Origin of the sequence: Pseudonocardia sp. DSM 110487, assembly GCF_019468565.1 — a bacterium.
GTDB lineage: Bacteria > Actinomycetota > Actinomycetes > Mycobacteriales > Pseudonocardiaceae > Pseudonocardia.
In genome coordinates, this window is the sequence record NZ_CP080521.1 from 805,546 (window position 1) to 828,809 (window position 23,264).

Consider the following 23,264-nt stretch of genomic DNA (forward strand, 5'->3'; position numbering starts at 1 on the left):
ACGAATCCAGATCAGGCGCCGAGTGCGTCGATGACCAGACGGGCCGCCGCCGCGCCGGAGTGTTGCTGCTGGCCGGTGATCAACTGACCATCTCGCACCGCGTGCGGCGCGAATCGGCCGTGCACGATGAAGTTGGTGCCGGACAGCTTGCGGGCCTCGTCCTCGATGCGGAACGGCTGGATCGGCTTCCCGACGAAGGACTCGACGAAGTCCTCCTCGGAGTTGGCGAACCCGGTCCAGGTTCGATCGGCCACCACGAGCCGACCGTCGGAGGTTCGGGCTTTCAGCAGGACGCAGGTGGCGTGGCAGACCACGGCAGTCAGCCGGCCTGCCTCGACGCGGTCGGCGACGAGCCGGTGCACCCGCTCGTCGTTGTAGAACGTGTACATCGGCGCCTGCCCCCCGACCAGGAACACCGCGTCGTATCCGGTGGTGTCGATGCCGGACAGCGGCAATGAGTTCGCCACCAGTGCGGCGTGCGTCGGCGAGCTGATGAACCCGAGGCTGAGCAGGTCCTCCGCCGAGTACCCGGAGGCATCTCGAGGGTCGCTCCACGAGTCGGCTTCCAGCGCACCACCTTCTGGGCTGGCGATGTCGACCTGATATCCGCGCTGGGTGAACTCCCAGTACGGGTGCGCCAACTCGGCCCACCAGAAACCGACCGGCCACCCGGTCCGGTCGGACACGGCGGGATTGGACGCCACGATCAAGATCTTCTTGGCGCCGCCGGTCTTCTCGTCGGCCGCGTTCGTCATTTCAGCCTCCGGGCTGTTCGGAGAGGACTGTGCGCAGAGCCGCGATGTCGGTCTGCAGCGAGCCTCCGGCGAACGTCAGCGCTTCCAGGGATCGCTTGGCGGCCTCCGGATTTCCGAAGCCGCACGCGTCGGTGACCACGACCGGCAGGTAGCCGAGGTCGGTGGCGTGCCGGACTGTGGGTTCGATGCCCACCTCCAGCGCGATGCCCGCGATGAGGAAGGTCCGGATGCCGCAGTCGCGCAGGGCGATGTCGAGGTACGTGCCGGCGAAGGCCGACATCGTGATCTTTTCCAGTACCGCCTCGCTGCTGCGGGGCGCCAGCTCGGGCACGATCTGGGACTGCGGAGCGTCCGGCGGAAACGGCGCGACGACCTGCTCGACGCGATCGAGGCGCTGCCAGTCCATGGCCGTGCGCAGCTGCGCGACCCCGGCGACCTCCACCGGGAGGGAGATGTGTTTGGTGAAGAAGACCCTCAGTCCGGCCTGTCTGCCGAGATCGAGGACCTCTGCGACCCGGGCAACGATGTCCGCCCCGCCGGGAATCTGATCAACGATGCCGACCTGCATGTCGTAGACGATCAGCGCGAGGGGCTCGCTGGCCGCGGCTTCGGCAAGGCTGCGGGGGATGCTCAAGCCCCGGACGTGCTCCATTGGCGCTCCTCTCAGCTACGGGCCCGCGTCCGGTCGAGCGGTTCGCCGACGTCGACGCCGGGGGCGAACAGGCTCTCCACGGGCAGCGGGGCGGTCAGCGGGATGAAGGACCACTCCAGCAATCCGGCCTTGCTCAGCGGGAAGTCGTCGACGTAGCGCTGGGCCTCGGCCACGCTGTCGGCCTCGAAGACGATGACCACGCCGGGCTCATCGGCTCGTGCGTAGTTCTCCCGCACCACCCCGGCCTTCCACAACCGCCAGACGTTGGCAACCTCCTCGGGCAGGTAGGGGGTGACCGTCTCCATGGTCACGCCGGGCCGGAACCGGTCGTAGGCGATGATGCGCATCACACGATATTATCTTAACGTGCAGGAAAAACAATGTCCTGATGCCGGCGGCTCGGATACCGATCACGTCGACCAGGTGCGCCGGCAGTGGGCCCGGGTGTGGCCCGATCTCGACACCGAACCGATCGGGATCATCGCCCGGCTCGGGCGGGCGCAGGCCTACATCGATCCGGCCCTGGACGCCGTGTTCGCCGAGCACGGCCTCACCCGAGGGGCGTGGGACGTGCTGGCCGCCCTGCGTCGCGTCGGCGAGCCCTACCGGCTCACTCCCACCGAGCTGTACCGGGCCCTCATGCGCACCTCGGGCGCGATCACCCACACCCTGCACCGGCTGGAGTACGCAGGGCTCGTCGAGCGCCTGCTCAACCCCGAGGACGGACGAAGCCTCTACGTCGCGCTCACCCCACACGGCGTGGAGCTCACCAACGCGGTCGCTCCACTGCACGTGGACAACGAACGGCGCCTGCTCGCCGGCCTCACCCCCGACGAGCAGCACACGCTCGCCCACCTGCTCCGCAAGCTCCTGCTGGGCTGGGAACGCGAGAACCCCGTGCCCACCGCCCGGCAGGCCGGCCGAGCGCCCAGGCGACACCGTCACTAGCGTGACGTCGTGTCCGTGATCCGTCCTTATCGTCCCGCGGATCGCGCCGCGGTGGCCGACATCTGCATCCTCACCGGCGACGCGGGAGGCGACTCCCGCGAGCGGTTCCCCGACCCCGACCTCCTGCCGGCCGCCTTCGCCCTGCCCTACGTCGAGCACGAGCCGGAGCTCGCGTTCGTGCTCGACGACGGCGGCGCCGCCGTCGGGTACGTGATCGGCACGGCCGACACCCCGGCGTTCGTGAAGTGGTACCGCGAGGAGTGGCTGCCCCCGCTCGCCGAGCGCTACCCGCTGCCGGAGCGGACGATGACCCCGCTCGACTGGCTGGTCGGCCTGCTGCACAACCCGGAGCGGATGCTCGTGCCGGAGCTGGCCGACCACCCGGCCCACCTGCACATCGACCTGTTGCCCGAGTACAAGGGCGCCGGGCACGGCCGGGTCCTCATCACGACCTTCCTGCGCGCGCTCGGCGCGATGAACGTGCCGCGAGTGCATCTCGGGATGGATCCGCGCAACACCGGGGCCCGCGCCTTCTACGAGCGGATGGGCTTCACCGAGATCCCGGTGGCCGGCGAGCCGCGAGGCCAGTTCTTCGGCCGCGCCACGATCGCCCCGTAGCCGGAACTGAAAGGGCTCTCCGGAGGGGCCTTCGCGGTCGTATCGTGCTCCACGGCGAAACCTGGGGGGCGACGATGAGTGGTCGTGGGTGGGTGCTGTTCGCAGCGATGAGCATCCTGTGGGGCATCCCGTACCTGATGATCAAGGTGGCCGTCGAGGGCGTGTCCGTGCCCATGGTGGTGTTCGCGCGGACGGTGGTCGGGGCGGCGATCCTGTTGCCGCTCGCGTTGCGGGCCGGCCGACCGACGTGGCTGCGCGAGCGCTGGAAGCCGCTGCTCGCCTTCGCGGTGATCGAGATCATGATCCCGTGGGGCCTGCTCTCGGACGCCGAGCAGCACATCACCAGCTCGATGACCGGGCTGCTCATCGCGGCCTCGCCGATCGTCGCGGTGCTGATCGGCCGCCTCACCGGCGACGCGGAGCGGCTCGGCGCCGCGCGGTGGGCCGGCCTCGCCGTCGGTCTCGCGGGCGTGGTCGTGCTCGCCGCCCCCGCTCTCGGTGACGGGAGCCCGTGGGCGATCGTCGAGGTGCTGCTGGTCGCGGTCTGCTACGCGACGGCACCGATCATCGCCGCGCGGCGGCTGTCCGACGTGCCCGCACTCCCCATGACGGCCGTGTGCCTCGGCGGCGCGGCGCTCGTCTACGCCGCGCCCGCAGCACTCACCTGGCCGCAGACCCTGCCCGACGGGCGGGTGCTCGCGGCGCTCGCCGGCCTCGCCGTCCTCTGCACGGCGCTGGCGTTCCTCGTGTTCTTCGCGCTCATCCGCGAGGTCGGGCCGTCGCGGGCACTCGTGTTCACGTACGTGAACCCGGCCGTCGCCGTCACGGCGGGCGTCCTGGTGCTCGGCGAGCCCCTTACCGCCTCGATCGTCGTGGCGTTCGCGTTGATCCTCGCCGGCTCCGTGCTGGCCACGGCGCCGCGCGCGCGGAAGCCGATCACACCCGTCGGGTCTCCCGAATGCCGATGACGGCCAGCAGGCTGATCACGGCTACCCCCACCATGTAGGCCGAGACCGACAGCGACGTGCCCGTGGAGCTCTGCAGGTACGTGGCGATCAGCGGCGCGAACCCACCGCCGAGCACCGCGCCGATGGCGTAGGAGAACGAGGCACCGCTGTAGCGGTACCGCGCGTCGAACATCTCGGCGAAGAGCGCCGACTGCGGGCCGTACGAGGCGCCCAGCCCGATCGTCAGGACGATCACCGAGATGATCATCAACGCCGCCGACCTCGTGTCGATCAGCAGGAAGAACGGCACCGGCCACACGACCAGCAGCACCGAACCGACGAGGTACACCGGCTTGCGCCCGACCCGGTCCGACCAGATCGCCGACACCATGATGCTGACCAGCCACGACACGCTGCCGATGATCACGACCAGCAGCATGGTGTTGCGGTCGACCTTCAGCACCGACGTGCCGTAGGAGAGCAGGTAGGCGAGGAAGACGTAGCCGATCGCGGTGTTGGCGATGAAGCTGACCGACGCCACCAGCAGCTCGCGGGGCCGCTCGCGCAACACGTCGATCATCGGGACCCGGGCGCGGACGTTCTCCGCGCGCAGCGCCGCGAACACCGGGCTCTCCTCGATCCGCAGGCGGATGAACAGGCCGACGCCGACGAGCACGATGCTGAACAGGAACGGCAGCCGCCAGCCCCAGCTCGCGAACTGCTCGTCGTCGAGCGCGCCGACGGCGACGAACACCAGCTGCGCGAGGATCAGCCCGGCCGGCACCCCGATCTGGGAGTACGAGCCGTACTTGCCCCGTTGTCCCTCGGGCGCGTGCTCGACGGCCATGAGCGCGGCGCCGCCCCACTCCCCGCCCGCGGACAGGCCCTGCAGCAGTCGCAGCACGACCAGCAGCACCGGCGCGAGCAGGCCGATCTGCTCGTAGGTGGGGAGCAGGCCGACCCCGACCGTCGCGATGCCCATCAGCAGCAGCGACGCGATGAGCATCGCCTTGCGGCCGACCCGGTCGCCGAAGTGGCCCCAGAGGATGCCGCCGACCGGCCGCGCGAGGAACCCCACGCCGAGCGTCGCGAACGATGCCAGCGTCCCCGACGCGGGGTCGAACGTCGGGAAGAACTGCGAGGCGAACACCAGCGCGGCTGCGGTGGAGTAGATGAAGTAGTCGTACCACTCGATCGTGGTGCCGACCGCGCTCGCGAGCGCGACCCTACGCAGCTGGTCCGGGCGTGACCCGGCCTCCGCGGCAGCAACCTTCGACATCGGGTCCACCCCGGCCACCTCCTCGTGTCCTGCGCACAACGATCTAGTGCGCCGATCGGCGCGTCAACCGTCCTGTTGCCGGCGCGTTTTGACACCGGGACGATGATCGTGACCATGGGCGCGCGCGACCTCGAACAACTCCTCGCCGAACAGGTCAGCTACTACCGCGCTGTCGCGCCGGAGTACGAGGAGCACGCCTTGCCGTTCGACGACGGCGGCGAGCTGGCCGCGGCGCTCGACGCGTTCCGGCCCACCGGCAGCGTGCTCGAGCTCGCCTGTGGTCCGGGCGTATGGACCAGGCAGCTCCTCCGCCACGCCACGGAGGTCACGGCCGTGGACGCGTCGCCCGAGATGGTCGGGATCGCCTCGGCCCGTTTCGGCGGCGAACCCGTGCGGTTCGTCGAGGCGAACATCTTCGACTGGCAGCCTGATCGCCGCTACGACGTGGTCTTCTTCGGCTTCTGGCTCTCGCACGTGCCCCTGGAGCGGTTCGCGTCGTTCTGGTCGCTCGTCGCGGGCTGTCTGAAGCCCGGTGGCCGGGTGTTCTTCGTCGACGACGCGTATCGCACGCCCGACGAGCTCGTCGAAGGCGAGTCGTCCTCGACGATCCTCCGGCGCTTGCACGACGGGTCTGCTCACCGAGCCGTCAAAGTGCCCCACCGGGCCGACGAGCTCGAGGAGCGGCTGGCTCGAGTCGGATGGCGGGTGCAGGTCCGGCCGACGACGACCGGACCGTTCTACTGGGGAGCAGGCAGCCCCGTCTCCTAGCCGGTCCAGCCCGGCCGCACGAGACCGCTCTCGTACGCGAGCACCACCACCTGCGCGCGGTCGCGCGCGGCCAGCTTGATCATGGCCCGGCTGACGTGCGTCTTCGCCGTCGCCGGGCTCACCACGAGCCGTTCGGCGATCTCGTCGTTGGACAGTCCCGCCGCCACGAGCGCCACAACCTCGCGTTCGCGGTCGGTGAGCTGGCCGAGCAGCGCGGTGATCTGTTTGGCGGGCTGCGGCGGTTTGGCCCGCGCCGCGAACTCCTCGATGAGCCGCCGCGTGACGACGGGGGAGAGCAGGGCGTCGCCACCGTGCACCACGCGGATCGCGTGCACGAGCTCCACCGGCTCGATGTCCTTCACCAGGAAGCCGCTCGCGCCGTTGCGGATGGCGTCGAAGACGTACGCGTCCTCGGCGAACGTCGTGAGGACGATGACCCTCACCCCGGACAGTCGAGGGTCGGCCACGATGTCCTTGGTGGCGTCGAGGCCGTTGCGGCCCGGCATGCGGATGTCCATCAGCACGACGTCCGGCTTCGTGTCGCGAGCCATCGTGACGGCGGCGGCGCCGTCGTCGGCCTCACCGACCACCTCGATGTCCGGCTGGGCCTGCAGCAGCGCCCGGAACCCGGCGCGCACCAGCGCCTGGTCGTCCACCAGCAGCACGCCGATCATCAGTGTCCCCCGCCTCCCGTCGTGAGCAGGTGCGCGTCCACCCGGAACCCGCCGCCAGGGCGCGGGCCCGCCGTGAGCGTGCCACCGAGGGCGGCGGCGCGCTCGCGCATTCCCGGGAGCCCGTCGCCGCCGTCGGATCTTCCCGCAGGGCCAGAGCCGTCGTCGTCGATCTGCATCGTGATCCCGTCCTCGGTGTACGTGAGCAGCACCGACGCCTGCGCGGGCCCCGCGTGCTTGCGGGTGTTGGTCAGCGCCTCCTGGATGATCCGGTACGCCGCCGTGTCGACGCTCGGTGGCAGCTCCCGCGGCTCGCCGCCGATCTCGACGGACACCGGCAGCCCGGCCGCGCGCGTGGCCTCAACGAGCTCGTCCAGCCTGGCGAGGCCTGCCACCGGCTGGTGCGGCGGCTCCTCGTCGACGCCGCGCAGCACACCGAGCGTCGAGCGCATCTCGCGCAGCAGGTCACGGCTGGACTGCTTGATCGCGGTGAGCGCCGAGCGGGCTTGCTCCGGGTCGTCGTCCATCAGGTAGAGGGCCACGCCTGCCTGCACGTTGATGAGCGAGATGTGGTGGCCGAGCACGTCGTGCAGGTCGCGCGCGATGCGCAGCCGCTCCTCGCTGCCGCGGCGTCGATCCGCTTCCGCGGCCGCGGCTCGCGCCTGCTCGCGCCGCTCCCGGCGGGCCCGCCACAGCTCCGCGGCCGCGACGAACGCGGCGATCCACGCGAGCCACACCGACGCGCCGGCGAACGGGAACCCGAGGCCGGGGTGGCGCAGCACGTGCACCACCAGTACGCAGGCGAAGGTGACGGCGGCGACCGAGTAACCCGCTCGTCGGTAGCCGCGGCCGACGGTGGTGCCGAGCGCGACGAACGAGGCGAGCGGCACGGGCCCGAACGGGTAGCCGGCCGCGAGGTATATCAGGAGGACTCCGGCGACACCGGCGAACACCACCGGCGGGTTCCACCGGCGCACGACCAGTGCCGCGGGCCCGGCGAGCAGCAGGATCCCGCCCACCGGGTCGAGCAGGCGGAGCCCGGTGCCGTACCGCTGCGCGAACCCGGTGCCGACCAGCGTGAACACGGCGACGGCGACCGGCAGCACCACGGTGGGCAGGAACCCCGCCCACCAGCTCGGACGCTCGCCGGTTCGCATGGGGCGACGGTAGCCCGGGGCAGGGGCCGGGCACCTCCGCCCGCGGGAGTGCGTCGGCGTACCGCCCTCGGCGTAGCGGTGACGGCCGTGTCTGCGGCGATCGGCACCCCGTCCGATGACCTCGGACGGGGTGCCGTTCGTTCGATGGCCTCTACGTCGAGGACGGCGCGTCGAGGAAGCCAGGGACGATTGTGTGCAGCTCAGGGCGGTGGACCACGCTGAGGTGCGTGGTGCCCGGCAGGATCGCCAGCTGCGAGGCCGGCAGGCCGACCATGTCGCCGATGACGTTGCCGCCGAGCAGCCCGAAGAACTCCACGAGGTAGTCGTTGCGGACGATGTCGGAGTCGCCCGCCACGAGCAGCACGGGTGCGGCCAGCCCCTGCACCGCGCTCCGCGGGTGGTCCGGGTAGTGCCGGTCCATCTCCTTCTTCTTCTCGACGAGAACCGGGAAGTCCTCGGGACGGGGAGCGGCACGCAGGTAGTAGTCGTGGAACGGGGTGCCGTGCAGCATCTCCGGCCGGAAGCCCTGCAGGCTCTCCATCAGGCCTGCGTGGGTGGAGTTGGTGTCGTAGCCGGGTGAGACGAGCACCAGCTTGTGCACCAGCTCCGGCCGTTCCAGGCCCATGCCGAGGGCGACCGCGGCGCCCATGCTGTAGCCGAGGACGTCGGCCCGGGTCACTCCGAGCTGGTCGAGCAGCGCGACGGTGTCGTCCACCATGTGCTCGACGCGCAGCGGGCGGTCGATGTCGGGGGTGTGGCCGTGCGCCTGTTGCTCCACGGCGATCACTCGCCGGTTCCGGGCGAGTTCGGGGAGCAGGCCTGCGAAGTCGACGCCGATGCCGGAGAAGGCGCCGTGCAGCAGGACGAGCGGACGCCCGGTCTCCGGGCCGTGCACCTCGTAGTACATCTCGAGCCCGTTGACCGTGGCGTAGCGGCCCGGCTCGGGCGTCGCGTCCGCGGCGGGGGTGGCGCAGCCGACGGCGAGCGCCGCCGCGACCGTGGTGGTGATCGCGAGGAATGTGGTCGACCTGGTCATCGTGGTTCCTTCCGGTTCGGTGGTGCCGGGCGGCACGAACAGCCGCAGCGGTGGCCACCCGTTCTGGCGGGCGTGCCGGGCAACGGCGGCGGCGAGCGCTGCCCCCGAGCGCTCGCCGCCGACGAGCAGGCGCGCCGGGTCGGCGTCGAGCTCGGCGGCGTGCTCGGCGGCCCACTCCACGACGGCGACGGCGTCGGCCGGATCGCCGGGATGTGTCACGAGCACGGTCAACCCGGTGCGGCAGAGCGCGGCCGGGTCGATGACCGGCCGGCTGCTGTCCGGGAAGAGCACCAGCAGCGGCGTCCCGGACGGGCCGCCGGGCTGGTGCAGGTCCGACCACAGCCGACCTCTCACGCCACGGAGGGCGAGGCGGGCGGTGCCGCCGAGCTCGAGTGCCATGCGGAAGACGCTCGCACCCGGAACGGTGCCGAGGGAAAGGCCGAGTGCGCATGACCGTCGTGCCCGGAACGCATCACCACCGGGCGCATCCGCGGGCGAGAATCGCCCTATGAACGAGCCGTCCCGGGGGCGCCTGCTCGCGCTCCCTCCGGCACCCGACGCCGTCGAGCTGCGCCACCTGCGGGCGTTCGTCGCGGTCGCGGAGGAGCTGAACTTCGGGCGGGCCGCGGCCCGCCTCTACCTGTCGCAGCCCGCGCTCAGCCGTCAGATTCGCGCTCTCGAGCGGCTGCTGGGTGCCGAACTGCTGCGGCGGTCGACCCACCGGGTGGAGCTCACGCTCGCCGGGGAGGCCCTCCGGCCTCGCGCCGAGGACCTGCTCGAGCGGCTCGACGACGCGGTGGCCGCCACGCGCGCCGTCGGCGGTGAGCTGATCGGCCGGGCCGCCCGGCACTGGGACGAGCTGCGGGAGGCGCTCGGCGTCGAGGCGGGTGTCCAGGAGCTGCGGGACGCCGTCGAGGCGATGCACGCGCAGTTCGCCGTGCCCGCGGAGGTCCTCGTCCGGCCCGCGAACGCGGGCGGTGTGCCGTCGCTGCTGCTCAGCGGCTCACCGGAGCAGGAGACGACCGTGCTCTACCTGCACGGCGGCGGCTACATCCTCGGTTCCGCGTTCGGTTACCGCCCGCTCGTCGGGGCGTTCGCGCTCGCCGCGGGCACCGGCGTGGTGCTGCCGGACTACCGGCTCGCGCCGGAGCACCCCTTCCCCGCTGCGGTGCAGGACGCCCTGCGCGCCTACGCGTGGATCGTCGAGCGGGCCTCGTCCGCGGACCGAATCGTGCTGGCGGGTGACTCCACGGGCGGCGCGCTGGTGATGTCGCTGTTGCTCAGCCTCGCCGCGGACGGCCTGCCGATGCCGGGCGGGGCCGTGCTGCTCTGCCCCGGCCTCGACCTCACCGGCGCGTACCTCGACCCCGTGGCGGACGCGGAGCTCGTCGGGCACGTGCGCCGCAGCCGCGAGCTCTACCTCGACGGTCACCCGGTGGACGACCCGCTGGTGAGCCCGCTGCTCGCCGACCTCAGCGGACTGCCGCCCCTCCTCGTGCAGGCGGCCACCGGGGACAAGGCCCGTCCCGAGGCGAGGCAGCTCGTCGAACGAGCCCGCGAGCACGGCGTGGACGCCCGCTTCGAGCTCTATCCCGCCGACACGCACCAGTTCCACGTGTTCTGGCCGTTCCTGCCCGAGGCGGCCGAGGCGTTGCAGCAGGCCGGGGCGTTCGTGCGGGAGGTGGGGGAGCGGGCAGGCGGGTCGCGCAGCGCCTGAGCGGGTTGCATGCCGCACAGAACCGGGAGCGAGACGTGGACGCGACGTAGCGTGCAGATGTGGTCGAGGACGAGGCGCAGGTCGTCGCGCGGGTCGTACGAGGCGGGGTGGCGGAGTCGGTGCACCGGGGTCACCTGGTCGTGCTCGCGCCGGACGGGTCGGTGCGGGTGCGCCGCGGCGACCCGGACGGCACGTTCTTCGCGCGCTCGTCGCTGAAGCTCGTGCAGGCGGTCGCGATGTTGCGGAGCGGGCTCGACCTGGACGGCGAGCTGCTCGCGCTCGCCTGCGCCAGCCACTCCGGCGAGCCGGACCACCTCTCCGGTGTGCGTCGCATCCTGGATGGTGCCGGCCTCGACGAGGCAGACCTGCAGAACACCCCGGCCCTTCCGCTCGACGCCGACGCCGCGACTGCGTGGGTGATCGCGGGGAACAAGCCGACCCGGCTCACCCAGAACTGCTCCGGCAAGCACGCCGCGATGCTCGCCACCTGCGTGGCGGCCGGATGGGATCGAGCGGCGTACCTCGACCCGGCCCACCCGCTGCAGCGCGCGATACGGGCGACGGTCGCCGAGCTGACCGGCGACGGCGACCCGGCGCACGTCACGATCGACGGCTGTGGCGCACCGCTCTTCTCCTGCACACCCGCGGGCCTTGCCCGCGCGTTCGCGCGGATCGCCACCGCCCCCGCAGGCACACCCGAGCACCGCGTCGCCGCGGCCGTGCGCGCATTCCCGTGGTGGCTCGGCGGCACCGGCCGGTTCCCCACGACGCTGATCGTGGCCGCGCCCGGCCTCGTCGCGAAGGACGGCGCGGAGGCCGTGTTCGCCGCGGCGCTCCCTGACGGCGGCGCGCTCGCCGTGAAGATCGCGGACGGCTCCCCGCGCCCCCTGCCACCGGTGGTCACGGCGCTCCTGGGGACGCTCGGGGTCACCGGGCTGGGCGACATCGGCGAGGTCCCGGTGCTGGGCCACGGCGAACCGGTCGGCGAGGTCGAAGCTGTCCTCTGACCCGGGCACTCGGGTTTCGTGAGCGCGGAGTGTCAGGCGGGTGCCATGGCGGCCAGCCGGTGCCGGGCGGCGGCGATCCGCTCCTCGGTCCAGGTGATGTCGGGGTCGGGCTCGAGGAACGTGAGGGCGACACCGGCCAGCGCGACGGAGCGCAGAGACCAGTGCGCCGTCTCCCCGGTGCCGAACGGGTCGGCGTGGATGTGCGCCCCGGCGATGTCGGGGCTCGTCGGTGACATCAGCACCAGTCCCCGGAAGTGCGCGCTGACCAGGCTCGCGAGGGCGTCGTAGCCGGTGCCGAGCGCGGGGCGCATCCGGAAGCCGAACAGCTCGGCCCACTCCTGCCATGCCGCGGCGATCCGGGTGGCGAAGCCCCGCTCGGACGCTGTCAGCGCCGCCTGCACATCCGCGCGGAGGGCCCCGTCGGGCAGGCCGAGGAACGTGGCGTGGAGGGCGAGGTAGGTCCGCCATTCCGCCGACCGGTGCACACGCGCGAAGTCCGGCTCACGCCGGATCAGCTCCAGCAGCACCGCGCGACGGCCCTCCGGCGTCTCGAGCCGATCGAGCCGCTCGGCCGCGATCTCGGCGAGGGCGGCATGCCCGGTCTCCCTGCCCGCGACGGACGCCGGTGCCGCGGCCGTGGCGAGCTCACGGAGCAGGTCGCTGAAGAACATGTCCTTGTAGGGCCAGCGGCGGTACACCGCACTGCGGGCGACTCCGGCTTCCCGGATCACCTCCTCGAGGCTGATGTGTTCGAGGCTCACGGTCAGGCCGGCCTCGTTGACCATGCCCACCGCGGTGTCGAGCATGCGGCGTTCGGTCTCCCGGTCGGACAGCCGGCGCCGCCTGCGGGGGAGACCGGTGGGTTCGGGGCCGGTCTGCACTGTCACCTCCGTGCGCGTTTGAGATACGATGTCTCAAGTCTCAAACTGTAGGCCACCGCGAAGGACCTGTCCCGGATGCGCCCGCTCGAAGCCTCCCTGCTCGCCGCCACGGTGTTGGTGTTCCTCCTCCATGTCGTTCGGTTGCCCGGCCGGGCGCGTCACCTCCGTTCGCTCGCACTTATCCCGCTCCCGCTGCTGGCGGCGCAGGTGCTGGTCGAAGGGGCGCGCTGGCAGATGATCCCGGCGTACGCGCTGAGCGGGCTGCTCGCAGCGGCCTGGCCTGCGCGGACGGCCGGATGGGGGCGGGGCAGCACCCGGATCTGGGCGGGGTTGGGGGGCATGGGACTGGTCGTGGCCATTGCGGTACCGCTGGCCGTCCCCGTGTTCGGCTTCCCCCGCCCGACCGGCCCCTACGCGATCGGTACGCAGACCTACCACTGGGTGGACGCCGCCCGCCCGGACATCTTCACCGCCGATCCCGACGACCGGCGGGAGGTCGTCGTGCAGGTCTGGTACCCCGCTGTCGACGAGCCCTCTGCGCCGCGAGCGCCCTACGTCGCGGACGGCCGCGCGCTCGCGCCGCTCGCCCGCCTGATGGAACTGCCGGATTCCACCTTCGGCTACTTCGACCAGGTGCGGACGAACGCCGTCCCAGGTGCGCCGGCCGCCCGCGAGGCGGTCCGCCATCCCGTGCTGCTCTTCTCGCACGGTCGTGGTGGCTACCGCCAGCACAACACGGCGCAGGTCGAGGAGCTCGTGTCCCACGGCTACGTGGTCGCGGCCATCGACCACCCGCACGCCGCGGCCGGCGTGGTCTTCCCGGACGGGCGGCGGGTCGACCTGGATCCCCGGATGCTCGACCGCGCCTTCATCGACAGCGTCATCCCGTTCCTGGCACAGGACGCGATCTTCACGCTGGATCGGCTCGCCGACCTCGACCGTTCCGACGACGTACTGGCCGGACGGCTGGATCTGGACCACGTGGGCATGTTCGGGGTGTCGCTCGGTGGGGCCGTCGCCGGTGAGACGTGCAAGATCGAGCCCCGCCTGGGGGCCTGCCTGCCCATCGACGTGTTCCTGCCCGCCGACGTGGTCTCCGACGGCCTGCGCCAGCCGGTCATGTGGATCAGCCGCGACGCCGACACGATGCGCCGCGAAGGCTGGTCCGAGTCGGACGTCGAGGAGACGCACCGCACCATGCGCGCGGTCTTCGACCGGCTGCCCGGAGCCGGGTACATCGTGCTGGTCCCCGGGATGTACCACGTCGACTTCTCCGACTTCCCGCTCTTCTCGCCGCTCGCCGAGCCGCTGGGCCTCCGCGGTCCCCTCGACGCGCGCCGGGCGCGCGTCATCCCCGACACCTACGCGCTCGCCTTCTTCGACAAGCACCTGAAGGGGCGGCCCGCCCCGCTGCTCGACGACCCGTCACGGCGGTTCCCCGAGGTGCTCTTCGAGAGCCGGTAGGACGGGTCAGGCCAGTGCGGCGCGGATCAGCTCCACGGGGTGGTGGGCGCGGCGGGTGGTGCCGTGGGCGATCTGCTGGCGGCAGGACACGCCCGTTGCGGCGATGACGGTGCCCTCCGGTTCGGCGCGGACGGCGGGGAACAGCCGGTCCTCGCCCACCTTCATCGACACCTCGTAGTGCTCGGCCTCGAACCCGAACGAGCCGGCCATCCCGCAGCACCCCGCGTCGACCTCGACGACCTCCGCGCCCGGGATCCGGGAGAGCAGCGCCACCGTGGCGGCCGTGCCGACCTCGGACTTCTGGTGGCAGTGGCCGTGGTAGAGGATCCGGTGGCCCGCGGGCCACGCGTCATCGCGCAGCCGCAGGGCGCCGTCGTCGATCGCCTCGACCAGCAGTTCGTCGACGAGCCGGGCGCGGCCGGCCACGTCGGCGACGCGGGGGTCGTCGGCGCCGAGCAGGGCGCGGTGCTCGTCGCCGAGGGTCAGCACGCAGGACGGCTCGACGCCAGCGATCGGCCCCTCGGTTCCGGCGAGCGCGTCGACGAGCCCGTTCGCCTGCCGCTTGGCCTGGTCGAGCATGCCCTTGGAGAACGCCGCCCGCCCGCAGCATCCGCTGGACTCCAGCCGCACGTCCCATCCAGCGAGCTCCAGCAGCTCGATGGCGGCGATCCCGATGGCGGGCTCGGTGAAGGAGGTGAAGGAGTCGCCGAGGAAGGTGAGCGACCGCCGGCTCCGAGGTTCAGGAACTTCCCGGGAGTGGAACCAGGTCAGGAGCGTCTCGCTGGCGAAGCTCGGGAGTGGGCGTTCCGGAGCGATACCGATAGCTCGGGCGAAAAGCTTCCGGAACGCGGGCACGCGGTTGGGCAGGTTCGCCAGCGGGGCGCTCGCCGCGCCAAGGCGGTTGAGGCCGCGGATGCCGGCGAAGACCCGCGAGCGCAGCGGGATGCCCTTCGTCTCGTGCTTGTGGTGCAGGGCCTCGGCCTTGAGGGTGGCCATGTCCACCGAGAGCGGGCACTCGCTCTTGCAGGCCTTGCACATGAGGCACAGGTCGAGCACCTCGTGCAGCCGCTCGTCGCCGAGCGCGGTGCGCGGGTCGGGGTCGGACAGGGCCTTGACGAGGGCGTTGGCCCGGCCGCGGGTGGCGTCCTCCTCGCGGTGGGTGGCCATGTACGACGGGCACATCACGCCGACGTCGTCCTTGCGGCAGAGCCCGATGTTCTGGCAGCGGTCGGCGGCGCCGCGCATCCCGTGCTCGCCGCCCGCGACGACCGTGAGGTCCAGCATCGTGGTGAGCGGCCCGGCAGGCGGGAGCGCCGGTTCGCGCAGGTTGTCGGTCATCGACGGGGCGTCGACGATCTTGCCGGGGTTCATCAGGCCGTCCGGGTCGAAGATCCCCTTGACCCGGCGCATCGCCTCGTAGAGCTCGTCGCCGAACAGGTGCCGGTTGAACTCGCTGCGGGCGAGTCCGTCGCCGTGCTCGGAGGAGTTGGCGCCGCCGAACTCGGCGACCAGGTCGCGCACCTCCTCGGCCACCGCCCGCATCTTCGCGACCTCGTCCGGGCGGGAGAGGTCCACGAACGGCCGCACGTGCAGGCAGCCCACCGAGGCGTGCCCGTAGAAGCCCGCCCGCATGCCGTGGCGGTCGAGCACCTTCGCGAAGCGCTCGGTGTACTCGGCGAGCCGGCTCGGGTCGACGGCCGTGTCCTCGACGAACGCGGCGGGCCGGTTGGATCCGCTGCTCGCGGCCATCAGCAGGCCGAGGCCCGCCTTGCGGACCTTGAGCAGCGCACCCTGCTGAGCGGGTGTCTCGGCACGCAGCGTGTGGTAGCCGTGTCCGTGCTTCTCCCACAGCGCGGTGAGCCGGTCCAGCTGTCCGGAGAGCTCGTCGGGGTCGTCCCCGCTGAACGAGACGAAGAGCAGCGCGTCCGGGTCGTCGTGCAGGATCGAGCCGAGCGCGGCGTACTCGAGCTTCGACCGGGACAGGTCGAGGATCGTGCGGTCCATCAGCTCGACGGCCGCGGGCTCGCAGGACAACGCGTCCTCGGTGGCGTCGATCGCGGCCTGGGTGGAGCGGAAGTGCCCCACGGCGATCACGGTCTTCTTCGGCTTGGGCACGAGCCCCACCAGCGCCTCGGTGGCCACGACGAGCGTGCCCTCGGACCCGACGACGAACCGCGCGAGGTCGAACGAGTCGGTGAGGCGGTCGAGCCGGTAGCCCCCTGCGCGGCGCCAGAACTTCGGGAAGCCGGTGGCGATCGCGTCCCGGTGCGCGTCGACCAGCGCGGGCAGCTCGCGGTAGAGCCGGGCCTCGAGCGTGTCGCCCGATGCGCGCCGGGCGCGTTCCGCCTCGTCGACCGGCCCGAACCGGGCGGTGGACGCGTCCGACAACACGACGTCGAGCGACCGGACGTGGTCGATCGTCATCCCGTACCGGACGGAGCCGCTGCCCGCCGAGTTGTTGCCGATCATCCCGCCGAGCGTGGCGCGGTTGGACGTCGAGGTGTCGGGCCCGAACAGCAGCCCGTGCGCCGCGGCGGCGCGGTTGAGCTGGTCCTGCACGACCCCCGGCTGCACGCGCGCGGTGCGCGTCTCCGGGTCGAGCTCGACGATCCTGCTCATGTGCCGCGAGAAGTCCAGGACGAGGGCTTCGCCGACGGTCTGCCCGGCGAGGCTGGTGCCCCCGCCGCGCGGCAGCACGGGCACCCCGTGCTCGCCCGCGATGCGCACCGCGGTGACGACGTCGCCCGCGTGCCGGGGCGCCACCACCCCGACGGGCGTGATCGCGTACATGCTGGCATCGCGGGAGAAGAGGTGGCGGGTGTAGTCGTCGAAGAGGACCTCGCCGTCGAGCTCCCGGTCGAGTGCCTGCTGGAGCTCCGTCATTCCGCCGCCTCCCGCAGGCGCTCGAGCGCCGCTTCCACACCCCCCGGCTTGATCGGGACCCCGGCGAGCTGCAGACCCATCTGTACCCCGCCGAGCGTGCCGACGAGCGTGAGGTCGTTGAAATGGCCGAGGTGGCCGATCCGGAAGACCTTGCCCGCGAGCTTGCCGAGGCCCGAGCCGAGGGACATGTCGAACCTCTCCAGGATCACCCGCCGCACCTCGTCGGCGTCCTGCCCGTCGGGCAGCAGCACGGCGGTGAGCGAGCCGGAGTGCTCGCGCTCGTCGGCGCACAGCACCTCGAGGCCCCACGCCCGCACGGCGGCCCGGGTGGCGGCGGCGTGGCGCTGGTGGCGCGCGAAGACGCTGGGAAGGCCCTCCTCGGCGAGCATCGCGCACGCCTCGCGCAGGCCGTAGAGCAGGTTGGTGCCCGGTGTGTACGGGAAGAATCCGCGCGCGTTGGCCTCGATCATGGGGCCCCAGTCCCAGTAGGAGCGCGGCAGCCCCGCGGTCCGGTTCGCCGCCAGTGCCTTCTCGCTGATCGCGTTGAACCCGAGGCCCGGCGGCAGCATCAGCCCCTTCTGCGACCCGGCGACGGTGACGTCCACCCCCCACTCGTCGTGGCGGTAGTCGATCGAGGCGAGTGAGGAGATCGTGTCGACGAGGAGCAGCGCGGGGTGGCCTGCGTCGTCCAGCGCGGTACGGACGTCGGGCACCCGGCTGGTGACACCGGTCGACGTCTCGTTGTGGACGACGCAGACCGCCTTGATCTCGTGGGCGGAGTCGGCCGCGAGACGTTCGCCGATGGCCTCGGGGTCGGCGCCGTGGCGCCAGTCGCCCGGGATCACCTCGACCTGCAGCCCGAGCCGGCCCGCGAGCTCGGACCAGAGCGATGAGAAGTGCCCGGTCTCGCTCATCAGCACGCGGTCACCGGGGCTGAGCGTGTTGACCAGCGCCGCTTCCCACGCTCCGGTGCCCGACGACGGGTAGATCACGACGGGACCGGTCGTGCCGAACACCGGGCCGAGTGCGGCCAGCACGGCCTTGGTGAGTTCGGCGAACTCCGGCCCGCGGTGGTCGATCGTCGGCGCGGCCATCGCCCGCAGCACCCGGTCCGGCACGTTCGTCGGCCCGGGGATCTGCAGGAAATGACGCCCTCCGGTGATGTGCACGCGGCCCTCCAAAGTCGTGTCCCGGGTTGACGCTGCGAGTGACCCGAACCATACTCCGTCCGGAATCAGACTTCCGCAATGCGGAACGCCCTCCGACAACGCTGCCGTGAGGAAGTGCGCATGTCGATACACGTGGTCTCGATACTCGCCCTGGTGGTCGCGTTCGTGATCGCCACCCTCCTCCCTATCAACCTGGGCGCCATCGCGCTGGTCGCGGCGTTCGTCATCGGCTCGGCCGTGCTGGAGGGCTCACCCGACGACATCGCGGATGCGATCTTCGCGGGGTTCCCGGGGAGCCTGTTCGTCACGCTCGTCGGCGTCACGTTCCTGTTCGCGATCGCCCGCGCGAACGGCACCGTCGACTGGCTCGTCCATCGCGCGGTGCAACTGGTCCTCGGCCGCATCGCGTTCATCCCCTGGATCATGTTCGCGGTCACCGCCGTGCTCACCGCGGCCGGATCGGTCGTGCCCGCCGCGGTGGCGATCATCGCGCCGGTCGGGCTGAGCTTCGCGGTGCGACACAAGATCAATCCGGTCCTGATGGGCCTGTCGATCATCAACGGGGCGACGGCGGGCGGGTTCTCACCGATCAGCGTCTTCGGCGTGATCACGAACAACGTCGTTGCCGAGAGCCAGCTCCCGGGCAGTCCCGCGTTCCTCTTCTTCGGCAGCCTCGTCTTCAACTTGCTGCTCAACATCGTCATGTTCTTCCTGTTCGGCGGGCGGGAGCTGCTGGGCAGGGTGGTCGAGGAACCGGCGGTGGCGGAGGCGAACGCACGTCCGGAGGGCCCGGGCGCCGCGAAGGCCACCACCACCGGCGCCACCGGAGCAGGTTTCGAGGGCGGCGACCGCCAGCCGGTCACGACTCTCGACCTCAACCGTTCACTCACCCTCGTCGCGCTGCTCGGCGTCGCCGTCGGCGCGCTGGGGTTCCAGCTCGACGTCGGCCTGCTCGCCGTCACCGCGGCCGTGCTGCTCTCGCTGGTGGCGCCGAACTCCTACAAGGGCGCCGTCGCGCAGGTCGCGTGGCCGACCGTCCTGCTGGTGTGCGGGATCGTCACCTACGTCAACCTGATGCAGGAGAACGGCACGATCGACTGGCTCGGCGAGTCGGTCGCCGCGATCGGCGTTCCGCTGGTCGCCGCGCTGCTGATCTGCTACATCGGCAGCGTCGTCTCCGCATTCGCCTCCACCACCGGAATCCTCGCCGCGCTGATCCCGCTCGCCGTGCCGCTGCTGCTCGGTGGGCAGCTAGGGGCGATCGGGGTGATCACCGCGCTGGCGATCTCCTCGTCGGTGGTCGACTCCAGCCCGTACTCCACGTCGGGCGCGCTCACCGTGGCGAACACGCCCGAGGAGCAACGCGACTACGTCTACCGCCGGTTGATGATGTGGGGCTTCTCGATGGTCCTGATCGCGCCGCTCATCACATGGCTGGTGCTGGTGGTGCCGGGTTGGCTGTAGGCATGACCGATCTCCTCGTCGAGCAGGACGGCCCCGTCCTGCAGGTGACGTTCAACCGCCCCGATGCCCACAACGCGCTGACGTTCGCGATGTACGAGGGCGTGCACGACGCCTGCGAGAAGGCCGACGCCGACCCGGATGTCCGGGTGCTCGTGCTGCGTGGCGCGGGCGGGAAGGCGTTCGTCTCCGGCACCGACATCTCGCAGTTCGCCGGTTTCGATGGCGCTGCCGGCATCGAGTACGAGGAGCGGATGACCCGGGTGCTGCGCAGGCTGGAGGACACCGCGGTGCCCACGGTCGCCGCGGTGGACGGTTACTGCGTCGGTGGCGGCCTCGCCCTCGCCGCGGCATGCGACCTGCGGATCGCCACCGGCGCGTCCCGCTTCGGGGTGCCGATCGCACGGACGCTGGGCAACTGCCTTTCGATGGACACCATCGCGCTGCTGGTGGCGAACCTCGGCCGGTCGCGGGCCCTCGACATGCTGCTGCGGGCCCGCCTGCTCGACGCCGCCGAGGCGCACGCAGCCGGGTTCGTCACGCAGCTCGTCGACGACGCGGGAGAGCTCGACGCCGCGCTCGCCGAGACCGCCGCGACGCTCGCGTCGCACGCACCGCTGTCGATGTGGGCCACCAAGCAGGCGCTCGCGCGGATGCGGCGGGCCGGGCTCCCGGACGGCGACGACCTCGTCGCCCGCGTGTACGGGAGCGCCGACTTCGCGTCGGCGGTGGCGGCCTTCGCCCGCAAGGAACGCGCCACCTGGACGGGAGCATGAGCGTCACCGCTTAACCTGGAAGGCCAGTACCTGGCAGGAGGATCACGGTGGGCGCAGTGACCCAGCCGGACCGCGGCGGCGGCGTGCAGTCCCTCGACCGCGCGTTCGCCCTGCTCGAGCACATGGCCGACGCCGGGGGAGCCGTCGCGCTCTCGGAGCTGGCCACCCGTTCCGGCCTGCCGCTGCCCACCATCCACCGCATCGTCCGCACGCTGGTGGCGTCGGGGTACGTCCGCCAGCTCCCGTCCCGCCGCTACGCGCTCGGCCCACGCCTGATCGGGCTGGGCGACGCCGCGTCGCGGATGCTCGGCGAGTGGGCACGCCCGCAGCTCACCGAGCTCGTCGACCAGGCGGGCGAGACCGCCAACCTCGCGATGCTGGACGGCGACGCTGTCGTCTACGTGGCGCAGGTACCCTCGCGGCACTCGATGCGCATGTTCACCGAGGTGGGCAGGCGGGTGCCGGTGCACTGCACCGGCGTGGGCAAGGTGCTGCTCGCCCAGCTGCCGCCCACGGAGGTCCGCGCGATGGTCGCCCGCGCCGGGATGGCGGCCCAGACCCCGCACACGATCACCGACCCGGACCGGCTGGAGCGCGAGCTGGAGCGCATCCGGACGCAGGGCTATGCCGTCGACGACGGCGAGCAGGAGCTGGGCGTCCGGTGCATCGCCGTCGTGGTGCCGCGCGGCCCGGCGTCCACGGCGCTGTCGGTATCCGGGCCGGAGACGCGAGTGACGTGGGCCGCCGTCGAGCGCATCGTGCCGATGCTGCAGGCCGCCGCCGCCTCGCTCGCCGGGCATCTCGATGCGCGTGGGGCAATGGCCTAGGCCATTGCCGGGCCCGTTCGGTGGTGGCCGCGCCCATGATCCGCAGTATCGGTTGCTCATGGTTGTGCCGGCAGCGATGAGCACCCGTTACTCGCGATCTTCGCTCTCATGATCCGGAGTTTCGGGTGCTCATGGTCGTGCGGGCAGCCATGGACAACCGCTCCACGCCCCAGCCCTCTCCTGGATGATCGAGGCGAGACCACCCCGGGGCTCGGCCGCGGGCGGGTCGGTGACCATCAGGAACGGGGCACCAGCTGCAGGGGGTGCCGCGCAGGTCCCGATCCTGCTGATCACGCCCCAGGTTCCGTGGCTGGCCAGTAGCGACGACGGGACCACAGCCAGTCAAGTGGCACCCAAGCCGCGGTGGTCTCGTCCGGAACGGGCGTGCCCCCGCGTCGGGGACGGCCGCCCGAGCAACCACATGATTCGGTAGTGCACCCAACTCAGCCACCTCTATGACGCGGGGGTTGAGGTGAACCGGTGGGAACACGACGGCGGCCCGGCCCCGTGTCGCCCGGTGCGCTCCTTCCCGGCTGGCGCATCCGGTCGACAGGGTGGCCGACCTACGACGGGTGCGTCGGCCGACGCGGGTTGCGCCGGCGTGGCGGCCCCTACCGTGCCGACCGGCGGCCCGAGCCCGTCGGAGGGGCCTCAGCAGCGGATTTCGTTCACACTTACGGGTTACTCCCCCGGTTGCCGGATGCGAAGCGGCCGCATGGCTGGTAGGTCGTTGCGGGTACCCCCGACCAGGGAGGTGAGCGGCATGGAGTGGACCGCTGACGACGACCAGCAGCTCGCCGAAGCCGTGCGCCGGCACGACGCCGGTGAGGATCCGTGTGCCCGCCCCGGTGAGACGACGGTGCCGGAATGGGCGATGATCTCGATTCTGCTGGGCCTCGTGGCATTGACCGGGTCGGTGTTCGCCGTGGTTGTGGTCGCGGCGTTCGGGTCCGTCTGGTGGTTGTTGCGCACGGCCGACGCCGTCGAACCGAGCGACCGCGACGCGGGCCGGGAGGCGCGTGGTCCGTTCGGTGGGCCGGGAATCTGGCTCTGAGCGTCTCGATGCGGGCCACTCGACCAGAGCCGCGTCGCTGCGTGCTTGGTCACGGGCGCGTTCCTGCGTCCGATCAGGGCAGATATCCTCCTCTGTCGTGGCAGGATTCTTCGACCACGTCGCCGATCATCACGCACAGCGCTGGTTGTCGGGTCTGACGGACCAGCTGGGTGACGCGGGGCTCGCGGCAGCGGCAGGCGTGCCCGCGTTGTTGGCCGCCGTGGACCAGCACGCCGCAGGCGTGCGCGACATCCTGCTGCTCGGTGTAGAGGGCTCGGCTGCTGCCGCGGGTGCGGTTCTCCTCGCCGGCTACGCGAAGGGCCTGCTCGACCAGGCCGGCACCGACGCGGCCCGGCTGCGGGCCGCCGTGGGAGAGTGCTGGCACCGCGCCGACTGGCTCACCGTCCGCGTGCTCGCCGTGTGCGCGCTGAGCCGCGACGACCGCTGGCACCGCACGCCTGCGCCGCTGTTCGAGGCCTGACTACTCCTGCAGCAGGCCCGCGAGGTAGGTCCGGGTGAACCGGACGAGCGAGGCCCTGAAGTCGGGGTAGGGCGCCGCCTCGGGGTCCTCCGCGTGCAGGGCCACCACCTGTGGTGACGGGTGCGCGGCCTGCCACAGCCCCGCGGCCACCACTCCCGCCATCATGAACAGTTCGAAGCACGCGTCGGCATCGAGCGCGGGGAGCGCCCGCTGTAGCGCGGGCAGCACCTCCCGCAAGGTCGTCTTGATCGTCAGCTTGTAGGCGCGGACGGTGTCCAGCGAGACGTTGCGTTCCAGCGTGAGCGGTGTGTACAGCAGCAGCTGGCAGAACAGCGGCCGGTCGGCCACCGAGTTCGCCAGCGCGTCGGCCACGTCGTGGGGCTCCGGATCCGCGGTCGAGAGGGCGGCGAGCGCTCCGGCGGCCCATTCCTCGAACTCGGTCTCGGCGAGCCGGAGGAAGATCTCCTCGCGGGTCTCGAAGTACTTGAGCAACGCCGACTTGTGCATGCCCACCTCTGCCGCGATGTCGGCGAGGCTGACCGCGCCCACTCCGTCGCGCAGCGCGAGCTCGCGCGCGGCGTCGAGGATCGCGGCGTAACGCTGTTGCTTCTGCTCGGGCCGGCGTGCGCGCAGGAAGCCGACCCCTTCGGTGCTCACGAGGGGACCCTAACTCGCAAGTAGGACAACGGCGTTCCCTTGTTAAGTCAACGCTG

Annotated in this window: 23 protein-coding genes; 12 read left to right on the top strand and 11 right to left on the bottom strand. The window is 71.7% G+C overall.

Features of this window, described 5'->3' with window-relative positions:
- Nucleotides 1–11: 11 nt before the first annotated feature.
- From K1T35_RS03680 to K1T35_RS03690, 3 genes are read right to left on the bottom strand one after another with little or no spacing between them, the layout of a single operon-like run.
- On the bottom strand, nt 12–755 hold the full coding sequence (locus K1T35_RS03680) for a type 1 glutamine amidotransferase domain-containing protein (protein ID WP_220258776.1): 744 nt from the start codon (nt 753–755) through the stop codon (nt 12–14).
- A gap of 1 nt (nt 756) precedes the next feature.
- Nucleotides 757–1,407 carry a cysteine hydrolase gene (locus tag K1T35_RS03685; RefSeq protein ID WP_220258777.1) on the bottom strand — a complete coding sequence of 217 codons (651 nt, stop codon included), beginning with the start codon at nt 1,405–1,407 and terminating at the stop codon, nt 757–759.
- Between the two features lie 11 nt (nt 1,408–1,418).
- A complete protein-coding gene (locus K1T35_RS03690) occupies nt 1,419–1,754 on the bottom strand; it encodes a hypothetical protein (RefSeq protein ID WP_220258778.1) in 336 nt (111 codons plus the stop codon).
- A gap of 19 nt (nt 1,755–1,773) precedes the next feature.
- On the opposite strand from K1T35_RS03690, the gene K1T35_RS03695 reads away from it, so the two are divergent.
- The 3 genes from K1T35_RS03695 to K1T35_RS03705 all read left to right on the top strand — a co-directional run bounded on the left by K1T35_RS03695 (nt 1,774) and on the right by K1T35_RS03705 (nt 3,941).
- Nucleotides 1,774–2,355, top strand: a complete 582-nt coding sequence (locus K1T35_RS03695; protein ID WP_255621559.1) for a MarR family winged helix-turn-helix transcriptional regulator — start codon at nt 1,774–1,776, stop codon at nt 2,353–2,355.
- 9 nt (nt 2,356–2,364) lie between these two features.
- The gene (locus tag K1T35_RS03700) at nt 2,365–2,973 is read left to right on the top strand and encodes a GNAT family N-acetyltransferase (RefSeq protein WP_220258779.1); all 609 of its coding nucleotides are present in this window, start codon (nt 2,365–2,367) and stop codon (nt 2,971–2,973) included.
- A 74-nt stretch (nt 2,974–3,047) separates the two neighbouring features.
- Nucleotides 3,048–3,941 carry a DMT family transporter gene (locus tag K1T35_RS03705; RefSeq protein ID WP_220258780.1) on the top strand — a complete coding sequence of 298 codons (894 nt, stop codon included), beginning with the start codon at nt 3,048–3,050 and terminating at the stop codon, nt 3,939–3,941.
- On the opposite strand, the gene K1T35_RS03710 is transcribed toward K1T35_RS03705, so the two are convergent.
- The gene (locus K1T35_RS03710; RefSeq protein ID WP_220258781.1) at nt 3,910–5,199 is read right to left on the bottom strand and encodes an MFS transporter; all 1,290 of its coding nucleotides are present in this window, start codon (nt 5,197–5,199) and stop codon (nt 3,910–3,912) included. The two genes, K1T35_RS03705 and K1T35_RS03710, sit on opposite strands and share 32 nt — an antisense overlap.
- A gap of 102 nt (nt 5,200–5,301) precedes the next feature.
- Here K1T35_RS03710 and K1T35_RS03715 point away from each other — a divergent pair, with 102 nt between their 5' ends.
- Nucleotides 5,302–5,967, top strand: coding sequence for a trans-aconitate 2-methyltransferase (locus K1T35_RS03715; RefSeq protein ID WP_220258782.1), 666 nt, complete (start codon nt 5,302–5,304; stop codon nt 5,965–5,967).
- Here the strand turns inward: K1T35_RS03715 and K1T35_RS03720 are convergent.
- The 3 genes from K1T35_RS03720 to K1T35_RS03730 form a co-directional block, all read right to left on the bottom strand.
- Nucleotides 5,964–6,641, bottom strand: coding sequence for a response regulator transcription factor (locus K1T35_RS03720; RefSeq protein ID WP_220258783.1), 678 nt, complete (start codon nt 6,639–6,641; stop codon nt 5,964–5,966). The genes K1T35_RS03715 and K1T35_RS03720 overlap by 4 nt on opposite strands.
- Nucleotides 6,641–7,795 (bottom strand): sensor histidine kinase, encoded by a 1,155-nt coding sequence (locus K1T35_RS03725; RefSeq protein ID WP_220258784.1) that lies wholly within the window; start codon nt 7,793–7,795, stop codon nt 6,641–6,643. Before K1T35_RS03725 ends, K1T35_RS03720 begins: the two co-directional genes overlap by 1 nt.
- A 151-nt stretch (nt 7,796–7,946) precedes the next feature.
- Nucleotides 7,947–9,230 carry an alpha/beta fold hydrolase gene (locus K1T35_RS03730; protein WP_220258785.1) on the bottom strand — a complete coding sequence of 428 codons (1,284 nt, stop codon included), beginning with the start codon at nt 9,228–9,230 and terminating at the stop codon, nt 7,947–7,949.
- 109 nt (nt 9,231–9,339) lie between these two features.
- Here K1T35_RS03730 and K1T35_RS03735 point away from each other — a divergent pair, with 109 nt between their 5' ends.
- A complete protein-coding gene (locus K1T35_RS03735) occupies nt 9,340–10,548 on the top strand; it encodes an alpha/beta hydrolase fold domain-containing protein (RefSeq protein ID WP_220258786.1) in 1,209 nt (402 codons plus the stop codon).
- Between the two features lie 59 nt (nt 10,549–10,607).
- On the top strand, nt 10,608–11,555 hold the full coding sequence (locus tag K1T35_RS03740; protein WP_220258787.1) for an asparaginase: 948 nt from the start codon (nt 10,608–10,610) through the stop codon (nt 11,553–11,555).
- A gap of 32 nt (nt 11,556–11,587) precedes the next feature.
- On the opposite strand, the gene K1T35_RS03745 is transcribed toward K1T35_RS03740, so the two are convergent.
- Nucleotides 11,588–12,442: a TetR/AcrR family transcriptional regulator gene (locus K1T35_RS03745; protein ID WP_220258788.1), complete on the bottom strand. Its 855-nt coding sequence runs from the start codon at nt 12,440–12,442 to the stop codon at nt 11,588–11,590.
- 69 nt (nt 12,443–12,511) lie between these two features.
- Here K1T35_RS03745 and K1T35_RS03750 point away from each other — a divergent pair, with 69 nt between their 5' ends.
- The gene (locus tag K1T35_RS03750; RefSeq protein ID WP_220258789.1) at nt 12,512–13,900 is read left to right on the top strand and encodes a hypothetical protein; all 1,389 of its coding nucleotides are present in this window, start codon (nt 12,512–12,514) and stop codon (nt 13,898–13,900) included.
- Between the two features lie 6 nt (nt 13,901–13,906).
- Here the strand turns inward: K1T35_RS03750 and K1T35_RS03755 are convergent, their stop codons facing one another.
- Together K1T35_RS03755 and K1T35_RS03760 are read right to left on the bottom strand one after the other, a co-directional pair.
- Complete coding sequence (locus tag K1T35_RS03755) at nt 13,907–16,783, bottom strand: FAD-binding and (Fe-S)-binding domain-containing protein (protein ID WP_220258790.1); 2,877 nt, start codon at nt 16,781–16,783, stop codon at nt 13,907–13,909.
- Nucleotides 16,780–17,952 (bottom strand): alanine--glyoxylate aminotransferase family protein, encoded by a 1,173-nt coding sequence (locus K1T35_RS03760; RefSeq protein WP_220258791.1) that lies wholly within the window; start codon nt 17,950–17,952, stop codon nt 16,780–16,782. Before K1T35_RS03760 ends, K1T35_RS03755 begins: the two co-directional genes overlap by 4 nt.
- 120 nt (nt 17,953–18,072) lie before the next feature.
- Between K1T35_RS03760 and K1T35_RS03765 the strand changes: the two genes are divergently transcribed.
- From K1T35_RS03765 to K1T35_RS03785, 5 genes are all read left to right on the top strand, one after another.
- On the top strand, nt 18,073–19,416 hold the full coding sequence (locus K1T35_RS03765) for an SLC13 family permease (RefSeq protein WP_220258792.1): 1,344 nt from the start codon (nt 18,073–18,075) through the stop codon (nt 19,414–19,416).
- A gap of 2 nt (nt 19,417–19,418) precedes the next feature.
- Nucleotides 19,419–20,189, top strand: a complete 771-nt coding sequence (locus K1T35_RS03770) for an enoyl-CoA hydratase (RefSeq protein WP_220258793.1) — start codon at nt 19,419–19,421, stop codon at nt 20,187–20,189.
- A gap of 122 nt (nt 20,190–20,311) precedes the next feature.
- Entirely contained in the window at nt 20,312–21,016 is a 705-nt protein-coding gene (locus tag K1T35_RS03775) for an IclR family transcriptional regulator (RefSeq protein WP_220262371.1), read from the top strand.
- A gap of 763 nt (nt 21,017–21,779) precedes the next feature.
- The gene (locus K1T35_RS03780; RefSeq protein ID WP_220258794.1) at nt 21,780–22,070 is read left to right on the top strand and encodes a hypothetical protein; all 291 of its coding nucleotides are present in this window, start codon (nt 21,780–21,782) and stop codon (nt 22,068–22,070) included.
- 97 nt (nt 22,071–22,167) lie between these two features.
- Entirely contained in the window at nt 22,168–22,551 is a 384-nt protein-coding gene (locus K1T35_RS03785) for a DUF6401 family natural product biosynthesis protein (RefSeq protein ID WP_220258795.1), read from the top strand.
- On the opposite strand, the gene K1T35_RS03790 is transcribed toward K1T35_RS03785, so the two are convergent.
- Nucleotides 22,552–23,208, bottom strand: coding sequence for a TetR/AcrR family transcriptional regulator (locus K1T35_RS03790; RefSeq protein ID WP_220258796.1), 657 nt, complete (start codon nt 23,206–23,208; stop codon nt 22,552–22,554).
- Nucleotides 23,209–23,264: the final 56 nt, after the last annotated feature.